Here is an 11,359-nt window from a genome sequence, read left to right on the forward strand (position 1 = left end):
ACGTGCCTCGGACGAAGGCGGCGTCGTTGCCGGGGAACACGGAGCGCTCGAAGGTGCCGCGGCCGTTGCCGATGGTGACGCCGGTGCCGACGGTGCCGCAGTGGCCCGCCGTGACGAAGCCCGGCTGGCCGGAGCTGTTGGTGGCGGGGAAGCCGACCGAGCAGCGGCCGCCCGAGCTCATGTAGTAGGCCAGGCCGCCGATGATGTTGGCGTAGGTCTGAGGCTGTTCGGAGACCTCCTGGACCTCGATGACCGCCGGGTCGACGCCCGTGCCCTCGACGATGGAGTCGACGTCGACGTCGGAGCCCTCGACCACCTCGACGACCACGCTGTCGCTGGTGACGTCGGGGTACCAGCCCACGACCTCGCTGCCGGCGTCGGTGGCGTTGAGGTCCTCGACGATGTCGGCCAGACCGTCGGAGCCGTGGGAGACGACCTCGGCGGCGGCTCCGGTGGCCTCCACGGCCTCGACCGCGTCGACGTCGGTCACCAGGACGGTGAGTTCGTGGGTTTCGGTGTCGAAGAGCGAACCGCCGTAGGCCGCACCGGCCGCTTCGGTGGCCTCCTCGTCGAGGTCGATGGCCTCTTCCTGTGCCTCGAAGAGTTCCTCGGCCTCGAACGGGGTGAGGTCGAGATCCCTCTCCATGGCTTCGAGCATGGTGGTGGCCTCGTCGTCGGGGACGGGGGCCTGGGGGGTGGGTACGGTTCCGGCGTTCACGCCCGGGGCCATGGTGATGACCAGTCCGAAGGCGAGGGCGCCGGTTCCTAGGGCGGAGATAACGGGGGAGGGTCGCATTGATCCCTACTCTCCTGGGGGGATGGACGGGGGAAGGGGCGATCCGTGGGGAGGGCCGCCCCGAACAGGGGGCGAAGGGGGTTCGCCGCCCTGTCGTTCACCGAGACACTCAGTAAACGATTTCACACGATAAGTGGGCAAATTGGCGAAGAAAAGACCCTCTTGCCGTGAAACCATTCAAGGCCATGTGGGATGAGCCGATGACCATCTGAATGGTCGTGGCTACGCGTAGTCGCCATGCGTGCGACCTTGGCTTTCCGCGTTTCCACGGTTGCGCGGGGTGATCGTCCTGTTGGTGCAAGAGGAGTTTTTTGGCCGGATTCGGCCAAATCATCCTTGGGTCGTTCGTCATCCTGACGTCACGCGGACGCAACACGCGAGGTGGGGGAGGTGTCTTGTGTCCGACGGTGTCCGTGGTGAGCCGTGTCCAGGAGGGTTCTGGGGGAATGCGGTCGGTGCGCCTGTCCCGGGGTGGTAGTGAGGCTTCCGCGGGCGGCGGGCCGGTCCGTGCCCGGGCACGGGGGACGATCCGAGGTAACTAGCGAGTATCGGGCATCGGGAAGGGGGTTGAGCCGCTCGTCGTTGGGCCAAGATAAGGGCGAGAGCCCCGAACGGGAGGTAGCCAGCCATGGCGACGAAGGACACCGGCGGCCAGAAGCACGCATCGCGCCGCGAGGCCGAGGTCGAGGAGACCGAGGCCACAACGGACGTCCAGGACAAGAAGGACCAGCTGGACGAGGAGGTCGACGACATTCTCGACGAGATCGACGACGTGCTGGAGAGCAACGCCGAGGACTTCGTTCGGCAGTTCGTGCAAAAGGGCGGCCAGTAGGCGTCCCGCGGCGGTTCGCTGACAGCGCACTCGGGCGCCGCCAGCGCCGCCGCGCGCACGACTAGGGTCGATTCCATCGGCCGGGGACACTGTCCGGCCACCGACAACGAGAGACCAGTCGTCCCACCCGCCCCCACGACGGGGTGGGACGCCAGTGGAGGGAGTCGCGTGTTCGAAGGGTTCGAGGGCGGACGGTTGCCCGCCGCGTTCATGAGTGCGGGAACCTCGTCCTTCACCGAGTTCGTCCGATCGGTCAGCCCTGAGCTGTTGCCCGGACACCACCTGCCCTCAGGTGAGGGGACCGAGCACCTCACGCCCGACGCGACGACCATCGTCGCCCTGACCTTCCCCGGGGGCGTGGTGTTGGCCGGTGACCGGCGGGCCACCCAGGGCAATGTCATCGCCAACCGGGACATGGAGAAGCTGTTCCGCACGGATGAGTTCTCCGCGGTCGCCATCGCCGGGTCCGCCGGCATCGGGATCGAGTTGGCCCGCCTCTACCAGGTGGAACTGGAGCACTACGAGAAGATGGAGGGCCGGGTCCTCTCCCTCGAGGGTAAGGCGAACAAGCTCGCGCAGATGGTGCGGGGCAACCTGGGCATGGCCATGCAGGGTTTCGTCGTCGTCCCCCTGCTGGTCGGCTACGACGAGAACACGGGCACCGGGCGCGTGTTCAGCTACGACGCGGTGGGCGGCCGCTACGAGGAGCACCGCCACCACTCCATCGGTTCGGGGTCGGTCTACGCCCGCGGGTCGATCAAGAAGCTCTACAAGGACGACCTGGACGAGACCGGCACGATCAAGGTGGCCCTGGAGGCCCTCTACGACGCCGCCGACGACGACTCCGCCACCGGCGGACCCGACCTGCACCGCAAGATCTTCCCCCTCGTCGACGTCATCACCGAGGACGGACACCGCCGAGTCCCCACCGACGACGTCGCCGCCCTGGCGACGGAGGTGGTCGAGGGCCGGGCCGCCCACCCCGACGGTCCGACCGTGACATTGCGCTGATCCGGCCTGACGACCCCACCACGACCTCTCACGACTAGGTAAGGAACGATCCGCGGTGTCGATGCCGTTCTACGTCGCCCCCGAACAGCAGATGAAGGACAAGGCGGACTACGCGCGCAAGGGCATCGCGCGCGGCCGCAGCGCCGTCGTCCTGCAGTACGAGGGCGGGATCCTCATGGTCGCGGACAACATGTCGCGCACCCTGCACAAGATCAGCGAACTCTACGACCGCATCGGTTTCGCGGCGGTCGGCCGCTACCCGGAGTTCGAGAACCTGCGCCTGATGGGCGTGCGGTTCGCGGACGTACGCGGCTACCAGTACGACCGCCGCGACGTCAGCGGGCGCCAGCTCGCCAACATCTACGCCCAGACCCTGGGCACCGTGTTCAGCGAGAGCCTCAAGCCGTGGGAGGTGGAGATCGTCGTGGCCGAGGTCGGTGACACCGCCGCCGAGGACGAGATCTACCGCATCACCTTCGACGGTTCGATCGTCGACGAGCGCGGGTTCGTCGCGGTGGGCGGCTCCTCCGAGAACGTCGCCACGGTGCTCAAGGAGCGGTTCGTCGCCGACGCGCCGCTCAGCGCGGCCCTGCACACGGCCACGCGCGCCCTGGCCCGGGAGAACGGCGAGGAACGCGAACTGGAGGCGGGCAACCTCGAGGTGGCGGTCCTGGAGCGGGCCCGCCAGCACCGGAAGTTCCGGCGCGTCCACGGCCGACGCCTGACCGCCCTCCTGGAGGAGGGCCGGGCGGGCGGCGACGGGGCCGCGGGCGCCTCCTCCGGAGCGGCGGGGGCGTCGGGTGGCGGCTCGAACAGTGACGGTGACTCCAGCGGGGACCAGGCCGACGAGTGACCTGAGAGACGATCGCGGTGCGGCGCGCCGGACGCGCCGCACCGGCCGGGTGGGTGTGGACGGCGCGGCCCCGTCGTCCGCACCCCGGTGACGGGAAGTTGGTGAGGCCGCGTGGAACGACGGATCTTCGGTCTGGAGAACGAGTACGGAGTCACGTGCACCTTCCGGGGGCAGCGCCGACTGTCGCCCGACGAGGTCGCCCGGTACCTGTTCCGAAGGGTGGTCTCGTGGGGGCGCAGCAGCAACGTGTTCCTGCGCAACGGCGCCCGGCTGTACCTGGACGTGGGTAGTCACCCCGAGTACGCGACTCCCGAGTGCGACAGCCTCGCGGACCTGGTGGCCCACGACAAGGCGGGCGAGCGCATCCTGGAGGGGTTGCAGGTCGACGCCGAACAGCGCCTGCACGAGGAGGGCATCGCAGGGGACATCTACCTGTTCAAGAACAACACCGACTCGGCGGGCAACTCCTACGGCTGCCACGNNNNGGCCGGCTGGCCGACGTGCTGATCCCCTTCCTCGTCACCCGGCAGATCATCTGCGGGGCGGGCAAGGTCCTGCAGACCCCGCGCGGCGCCCTGTTCTGCGTCAGTCAGCGCGCCGAACACATCTGGGAGGGCGTGTCCTCGGCGACCACGCGCTCGCGCCCGATCATCAACACCCGGGACGAGCCGCACGCCGACGCCGAACGCTTCCGCAGACTGCACGTCATCGTCGGCGACTCCAACATGAGCGAGACCACCACGCTGCTGAAGCTGGGCTCGACCGACCTGGTGCTGCGGATGATCGAGGCCGGGGTGGTGATGCGCGACTACACCCTGGAGAACCCGATCCGGGCGATCCGGGAGGTCAGCCACGACATGACCGGTCGGCGCAAGGTGCGGCTGGCCAACGGGCGCGAGGCCAGTGCGCTGGAGATCCAGCGCGAGTACCTGGAGAAGGTGCAGGGGTACGTCGACCGGCACGGGACCGACGCCGTGGGTAAGCGGGTGCTGGAGCTGTGGCAGCGCACGATCGAGGCGGTCGAGACGCAGAACCTGGAGCTGGTGTCGCGGGAGATCGACTGGGTCGCCAAGTACCTGCTGCTGGAGCGCTACAGGGACAAGCACGACCTGTCGCTGTCCTCGCCGCGTGTGGCCCAGCTGGACCTGACCTACCACGACATCCACCGCGACCGCGGACTGTTCTACCTGATGCAGAACCGCGGGCAGATGGATCGGGTGGTGGGGGATCTGAAGATCTTCGAGGCCAAGTCGGTGCCGCCGCAGACGACGCGGGCCCGGTTGCGCGGTGAGTTCATCCGCCGTGCCCAGGAGCAGCGACGTGACTTCACCGTCGACTGGGTGCACCTGAAGCTCAACGACCAGGCACAGCGCACCGTTCTGTGCAAGGACCCGTTCAAGTCCGTCGACGAACGGGTGGAGAAGCTCATCGCCGGGATGTGAGCGTCGCGGCTTCCGCCCGGGGAGGTCGGGGTGACTCCGGACGGGGCCGCGGCGCCCGGCCGGGTTCTCGGGGATGGCCGCACGCCGACCATTCGGTAGTGTGACCCTGTCCTGAGCCCGAAACCAGAGGTTGTGACCCATGCACCGACGTGCTGCCGCCCTCGCGGTGCCACTGACCGCCCTCACCCTGGCGGTCTCCAGCTGCGGATCCATCCCCGAGGAGTGGCGCACGCCCGCCTTCCTCCGGATGGGCGAGGAGCAGCTCGACCCCCGGATCCCGGACGTCACCGGGGAGGTCGGGGAGGAGCCCGAGATCACCTTCCCCGACGTCGGGCTCCCGGACGAGGAGATCTCCGGGGTGGTCGCCACGGGCTCGGGCGAGGACGAGCTGGTGCGCGCCGACGACCTCCTCGTCGCCAACGTGGTCCAGTACCAGTGGACCGCTCCGGGCGAGGGCGAGCTGGTGGAGGGCCAGTCCAGCTACGAGACCGGTGCGCCCGACCTCATCCGGATGAACCAGATGCCCGAGTACATCACCGACTCGCTGGTCAACCAGTCCGTCGGCAGCCGGGTCGTGTACGTGTTCCCGCCGCTGTCCGAGGAGGAGGCGGCGCAGGCCGAGGCGGCGGGGCAGGAGACCCCCGAGGGCGCCAGCGTGCTGGTGCTGGACGTGATGGAGCGGTTCGGCAACGGGTCGCTCGTCCCCGGTGAGCAGACCACCGACGGCGGTGACGGCCTGCCGACGGTCACGCAGGACGAGGTGAGCGCGCCGGTGATCGAGATCCCCGACACCGACCCGCCCGAGGAGCTGACGGTCGAGCACCTCATCGAGGGGACGGGCCCCGAGGTCGAGGAGGGGCAGCAGGTCGTCGTCCAGTACACCGGCATCCGCTGGGAGGCGGAGGAGGACGGCACCCACGAGCCCTTCGACTCCACGTGGAGCCGGGCCGGCGAGCCCTTCGACGCGACCCTCGCCGAGGGCAGCCTCATCGAGGGCTGGGTCGAGGGCATGGTCGGCGAGCGCGTGGGCAGTCGTCTGCTGCTGGTGATCCCCGGGGACCTGGCCTACGGGGAGACCGCGGAGGAGGCCGGCGGCGGCCCCGCCGGAACGCTGGTGTTCGTGGTGGACCTGCTGGGCGCCTACGACAACCCGCCGCCCGCGGAGGAGACCGAGGACGAGGGGTCGGCCGAGGGCGAGGAGGGCTCCGAGGAGGAGGCCTCGCCTGAGGAGGAGGCGTCTCCCGAGGACGAGCCGTCGGAGGAGCCCTCCGACAGCGAGGAGTAGACGGGCCGAGCCTCGGCCGTCGTGTCCGGGAGCCCCCGCGCGGATCCGCGCGGGGGCTCCCCGCTTCGTATGTGCCGGACTCCGCCCGCCCGCGGTGCGGGTGGCGTCGGCGCCGGGGTCAGCCTCGCGTTTGGCTCCCGTAGGGCGCCGCGCGCACCAGGGTCACGCCGATGGTCGCTCCGTGCGGGGAGGCGAACGTGCGCCGTTCGCCCTGTCGGGCCCCCACCAAGGCCGCGCCCAGGGGAGACTCGGGGGAGTAGACGGTCAACCGGTTCGACACCGACGCGTCCCGCACTCCCAGGAGGAAGGTCTCCGACTCCCCCTCGCCGTCGTAGCGGATCGTGAGCACCTTCCCGGGCTCGGCCACCCCGTCGTCGGCGGTGCTCCGGCCCACCACGGCCTCGCGCAGCAGCCGCTCGATCTTGTGCACGCGGGCCTGGCGCACGGCCGGGTCGTCGATGTAGCGCGGCGCGGGGACCGTCTCCAGCGCGCCTCCGTCCTCACCGGGGGTCTCCTCGGGGGCCGAGGTCAGCACCCGCAACTCCTCCCGGAGTCGCTCGTAGGCCTCCAAGGGCATCCAATCGTGGGCGGTCTTCGGCATCGGTCGATGGTCCTTTCAGGGCACAGCACTCAAGGGCCGCGACACGGCTTGCGGTCCGTGTTCGGCGGCATCACTGCTCACCAGGAGTCTGGCCGTACGGAGACCACCCATGATTGTCCTGTTCAGACAATATGGCGTGAGATCTTTGTCGTGATCCGACAGCAAGAGGGGAGCGGGCGTGATCAACCTCGACCGGCTCGTCAACGTCCTCGGCGGCTACGGCGCCCGGTTCGTCGGGCCTGAGTCGCTGCGCGAGAGCGAACTGCGCAGCGTCGCCGTGCACGATCCCACCGACGACGTCCCGCCCCCGGGTGACGCCTTCCTCGCGGTGGGCGTGGGCTCGGCGGAGGAGGCCGTGGGTCTCGGCGGGCGGGCCCGCGCCACGGTCGTCCTGGTCAGGGGAGACATCGAACCGGACCCCGAGGGGCTGGCCACGCTGCGTGAGCGGGGGATCGCCCTGGTGGTCGTCGACCCCGCCGTCTCCTGGAGTCAGATCTCCGGCATCGTCTACGGCCTGGTGTTGGAGGGCCGCGAGACCGAATCCGGGCGGGGCCCCAGCGACCTGTTCGCCCTCGCCGACACCATCGCGGCGGCGGTCGGCGGCCCCGTCACCATCGAGGACCGTGCCTCGCGCGTGGTCGCCTACTCCGAGGCCCAAGGCGGGACGGACCGGGCCCGTCGCGACACCCTCGTCAGCCGGCGGGTGCCGCGACCCCTCGGTGAACGGCTCGAACGCGATGGTGTGTTCGCTCGGCTGGCCACCGTCAACGGCCCCCTCCACGTCGCCGCCCTGCCCGAGTACGGGATGGGCGGGCGCACCGCCGTTCCGGTCCGGGTCGGCCGTGAGCTCCTCGGCTCCCTGTGGGTGGTCAGCGACGATCCCCTGGACGCCGACCGCGTACGCGCGCTCAACGAGGGCGCGCACACGGTCGGCCTGCACATGCTCCGCGCCAGGGTCAGCAGCGACCTGGAACGGCAGGTGGAGTCGGAGTCGGTCATCGAGCTGCTGGAGGGGGCTTCCGACGCGGTGTCCGTGGCCGGCCGGATCGGCCTGCTCTCCCCGGAGCTGAGGGTGGTGGCCCTCCAAACTCGGGCCGCAGAGGAGAGTGACGCCGCCATCCTGCACGTGTTCGAGCACGTCACGACGGGTTTCGGGTGGTCGCGCCCGGGGCGCAGCACCCTGTTCGGCACCACGGTGTACACGGTGCTGCCCTGCGGGGAGGACCCCGCCCCGGCGCTGGCCTGGGTGCGTGGTGTCCTGCGCGGACTGCCCGGGCGCCTGGAGGTCGTGGCGGGGGTGGGCGGTGCGGCCGACGCCGCCGGTGTGCCCGTCAGCAGACAGGAGGCCGACGAGTGTCTGGCCCTGTGGCCGGGCGGCGGGCCCGGCCCGGTGGTCTACGACCATGCCTGGGACGCGATCCTGCTGCGCCGTCTGCGCACGGCGGCTGAGGCGGGCCGGTCGCCCGCCCGCAATCCGGTGGTGCGGTTGGTGCGCCACGACGCCGAGCACGGCACGGAGTACGCGCGCACCCTGCGGGCCTGGCTGTACGCCCACGGGGATCTGGGGGTGGCCGCCGAACGCCTGGAGCTGCACCCCAACACCGTGCGCTACCGGATGCGCCGGATGCGCGGGGTCTGCGACCTGGGTCTGGACGATCCGGCCGCGCGGGTGGCGATGACCGTCGCCCTGGCCGCCCTGGTCGACGAGGCCTGAGCGGTCCCCTCGCGTCTACCCGCCGGACCCCGTCCGCCCACGGGACAGGAGGAGTCGGCGGCGGTCGCGTTCGATCCGGGTGATGGTGACGGTGACCGGGTCTCCCACCCGGACCGCCTCGTCGGGTGTCCGGACGGGAGGGTGGGTGGGTTGGTCGAGGGGGACCAAGCCCTCGACGCCGTCCGCGACGCGTACGAAGGCTCCGATGGGTGCGAGTTTGGTGACCCTCCCGGCCACGGTCGTCCCCTCGGGGACGGTGTCGGCGAACTCCTGGAAGGGGTCCGGGACCAGCGCCCTGAGCGAGATGACCGCCTCGCCGTTGCGGGTGTCCGCGTCGAGCAACACCCCGGTGACCCGCTGTCCGGCCTCGGCGACCTCGGACAGTTCATCGAACCGTCGCCAGGTCAGGTCGGGGATCCGGACGAAGCCCACACCCGGGAAGACCGGGTGCGCCGGCCCCTCGTCGAGGTCGACGAACACACCGAACCGCTCGACGCTCGCCACGGTGCCGGAGAGGACCTCGCCTGGGTTCAGGGAGGTCAGGAAGGCCCAGAGTTCGGGGTTCTCGGTGGCGGCGAGGGAGAGGCGGATCCGACCCCGGTCCGGGTCGATGTCGACCACCCTGGCGCTGACGCGTCGTCCGACGCGAACCGCGTTCTCGGAGAAGTCCCGCCAGGACCAGTCGTGGCGCCGGATCTCGGCCGTCGCGCCCGGGGGGAGGCCGTCGAGGCGGACGACGGCCCCGTGGGCCCTGGAGACCTCCGTGACGGTTCCAGACAGAACCTGCCCGATCCGGACATCGGCCAGGGGGCCGGTCGTGACCGGGGGATCTGTCGGTTGGCTCTCGGCGCTCAGCCTCTCACGGAGGCCGCTCAGTGGTTCGTGCGCGTCCTTGCGGTCCGTCGGCTCGTTCACGGAGCCCACCATTCCATGACGCGGGCCCCGCGTCACCCCTCTCCCGGGACCGCGGTCACTCGGCCTTGACGGACGGCTTGGCCTCACTCGTCCGGCGGCGGTGCGACTCACCGTAGACGCTGGAGCGGAAGTGCAGGATCGGGTCGCCGGACGGTTCGACCCCCGCGGGCACGTTGGTCGGATCGAACACGAGGCCCTCGACGAACTCCTGGTCCTCGTGCACCCGGTCCACGACCAGGCGGCCCGCGCGGACCAGGCGGCGCTCCTTCGGCCACGCGCGGGTGACGTCGTCGAGTGGGTCCCCCTCCTCGGCCATCTGCAGGAACAGGGACCAACTCACCGGCCCCTCGGCCAAGCGCTGCCGGATCTCACTGATCAGGTACTGCGGGGGCAGTACGGCATGGTCCCGGGCGTCGAACGTCTCGACCCCGGCGTCGGGGGCCCAGTGGTAGCGGAAGGGGCGCCGCGTGCCCTCGGCGTCGACGAGGTGGTAGGCGTGCAGCCCGTTGAACCGGGTGGTCGCGAAACTGCGTGCCGCGGGCAACCCCGCGATCCCCTTCAGGCCGGGCAGCGAGTTGCGGTGACGCGCCACGTACCGGAGCAGTCGCAGGATGCTCGGGCGGCCGGTGCGGGGGCTGCGGCGCTGCGCGTTGGTGATCTCGATGAACTCCTCGGGCGTCGCCGCGGGGAAGGCCGGGATGTTCGGCGCGCCCCAGGTGCTGAAGCCGCCCGAGGGCAGGGCGAAGCGCACGGCCAGCCCCAGGACTCCGCCGCGCTCGGCGGAGTGACGGTCCGGCGCGTACGGGCTCCCGGAGGCGTTCGACAGCCGCACGACGGTTTCGACGGGGTCGCCCTGGAGGTGCTCGGCGGTGGTGAGCGCGGCGATCGCGGGGTCCGCGGTGAAGTGGCCGCGCAGGCCGATCCCGCGGGGGTGGGCCCGCCGGTAACCGGGCACGGTGCCGGTGTGCTCCTCCATGGCGCGCATGGCCCGGTCGACGCGGTCGCGGTTGTCGCCGGTACGGTTCTGCGGCTCGTTCATCGTGGTTCTCCGTCTGATCGGTGTTTGTACGAGAACGTACAATGTTTGTACGAGAGAGTACAAACATTGCGGGGAGAAGCGAGGAGTCTCACATCCGTCCGCGGGCCGTCGCGTGGACGGTCGCGCCGTCGGCGGTCGGTACGCTGACCGGAGGACGAAGGGGGTGTACGGGCATGGAGACCCGCGCGGGACAGGCGTCCGCACGGCGCGGACGAGCGCCCCACCTGCCCCTGGCCACCCGCCGCGAACTGGTGCTGGACGCCGCGCGGCAACTGCTCCTGGAAGGCGCCGCGGTGTCCATGGACTCCGTGGCCGTGCGGGCGGGCGTGGCCAAGACCGTGGTGTACCGCTGCTTCGACAACCGCGACGGCCTGCTGGAGGCGCTGTGCCTACGGGAGCGGGGGCGTCTGGCCCGTGAACTGGACGCCGCTCTGGAGGCGGCTCGGCCCGGCCGTGACCCGGCCGGAGCGGTCCACCGCTTCCTGGAGGCCTACTACTCCGCGGTCACCGGCGCGCCGGACAGCTACCGGCTCATCTACGGCCCCAACGCCCTGCCCGACCGGATCAGCGGTGTGGGACGGGCCAGGACGGACGTCACCGGCCGTCTCGCCGGCGTTCTCACCTCCTGGCTGGACCCCGGGACCGCGCCGCTGGTCGCGACGCTGGCCGTGGGAACGGCTGAGACCGGAGCGCGGCTGTTGCTGGAGGACGACGCCCACTGGTCGCCCGAGCAGCTCGCGCGCCGCGCCGCCACCCTCTTCGCGGGGGGAGTCCCCGCGCTGGTCGACCAGTCCCTCGGCTGATCCGGCGTTCTCGCGGGCGGGCCACCCTCAATCGACGCCTTCGGCGCAGACACGCCCGCCCGTCGCCC

At 70.9% G+C, this 11,359-nt stretch carries 10 protein-coding genes and 1 pseudogene; 7 read left to right on the forward strand and 4 right to left on the reverse strand.

The window, feature by feature from the left end:
• Window positions 1-796 (reverse strand): S1 family peptidase (locus D471_RS0104010; protein ID WP_017597437.1); only part of this gene is annotated, 796 nt, incomplete at its 3' end.
• A gap of 628 nt (window positions 797-1,424) precedes the next feature.
• Between D471_RS0104010 and D471_RS0104015 the strand changes: the two genes are divergently transcribed.
• From D471_RS0104015 to D471_RS0104035, 5 genes and pseudogenes are all read left to right on the forward strand, one after another.
• On the forward strand, window positions 1,425-1,628 hold the full coding sequence (locus D471_RS0104015) for a ubiquitin-like protein Pup (protein WP_017597438.1): 204 nt from the start codon (window positions 1,425-1,427) through the stop codon (window positions 1,626-1,628).
• Window positions 1,629-1,796: 168 nt separating this feature from the next.
• Complete coding sequence (gene prcB, locus D471_RS0104020; RefSeq protein ID WP_017597439.1) at window positions 1,797-2,639, forward strand: proteasome subunit beta; 843 nt, start codon at window positions 1,797-1,799, stop codon at window positions 2,637-2,639.
• Between the two features lie 55 nt (window positions 2,640-2,694).
• Window positions 2,695-3,492, forward strand: a complete 798-nt coding sequence (gene prcA, locus D471_RS0104025; RefSeq protein WP_017597440.1) for a proteasome subunit alpha — start codon at window positions 2,695-2,697, stop codon at window positions 3,490-3,492.
• A 111-nt stretch (window positions 3,493-3,603) separates the two neighbouring features.
• Window positions 3,604-4,934, forward strand: a pseudogene (pafA, locus tag D471_RS32920) (Pup--protein ligase).
• A gap of 139 nt (window positions 4,935-5,073) precedes the next feature.
• Window positions 5,074-6,219 carry an FKBP-type peptidyl-prolyl cis-trans isomerase gene (locus D471_RS0104035; RefSeq protein ID WP_017597441.1) on the forward strand — a complete coding sequence of 382 codons (1,146 nt, stop codon included), beginning with the start codon at window positions 5,074-5,076 and terminating at the stop codon, window positions 6,217-6,219.
• A 118-nt stretch (window positions 6,220-6,337) separates the two neighbouring features.
• On the opposite strand, the gene D471_RS0104040 is transcribed toward D471_RS0104035, so the two are convergent.
• Entirely contained in the window at window positions 6,338-6,820 is a 483-nt protein-coding gene (locus D471_RS0104040; protein ID WP_017597442.1) for a GreA/GreB family elongation factor, read from the reverse strand.
• A gap of 178 nt (window positions 6,821-6,998) precedes the next feature.
• On the opposite strand from D471_RS0104040, the gene D471_RS0104045 reads away from it, so the two are divergent.
• Window positions 6,999-8,534 (forward strand): PucR family transcriptional regulator, encoded by a 1,536-nt coding sequence (locus D471_RS0104045; RefSeq protein WP_017597443.1) that lies wholly within the window; start codon window positions 6,999-7,001, stop codon window positions 8,532-8,534.
• Window positions 8,535-8,549: 15 nt separating this feature from the next.
• Here the strand turns inward: D471_RS0104045 and D471_RS0104050 are convergent, their stop codons facing one another.
• Window positions 8,550-9,449, reverse strand: coding sequence for a S1 RNA-binding domain-containing protein (locus D471_RS0104050; RefSeq protein WP_241479563.1), 900 nt, complete (start codon window positions 9,447-9,449; stop codon window positions 8,550-8,552).
• A gap of 55 nt (window positions 9,450-9,504) precedes the next feature.
• Window positions 9,505-10,488: a catalase gene (locus D471_RS0104055; protein WP_017597445.1), complete on the reverse strand. Its 984-nt coding sequence runs from the start codon at window positions 10,486-10,488 to the stop codon at window positions 9,505-9,507.
• 173 nt (window positions 10,489-10,661) lie between these two features.
• On the opposite strand from D471_RS0104055, the gene D471_RS0104060 reads away from it, so the two are divergent.
• The gene (locus tag D471_RS0104060) at window positions 10,662-11,291 is read left to right on the forward strand and encodes a TetR/AcrR family transcriptional regulator (RefSeq protein WP_017597446.1); all 630 of its coding nucleotides are present in this window, start codon (window positions 10,662-10,664) and stop codon (window positions 11,289-11,291) included.
• The last annotated feature ends 68 nt before the right edge of the window (window positions 11,292-11,359 follow it).

The sequence above is a fragment of the Nocardiopsis lucentensis DSM 44048 genome, assembly GCF_000341125.1.
Lineage (GTDB): Bacteria > Actinomycetota > Actinomycetes > Streptosporangiales > Streptosporangiaceae > Nocardiopsis > Nocardiopsis lucentensis.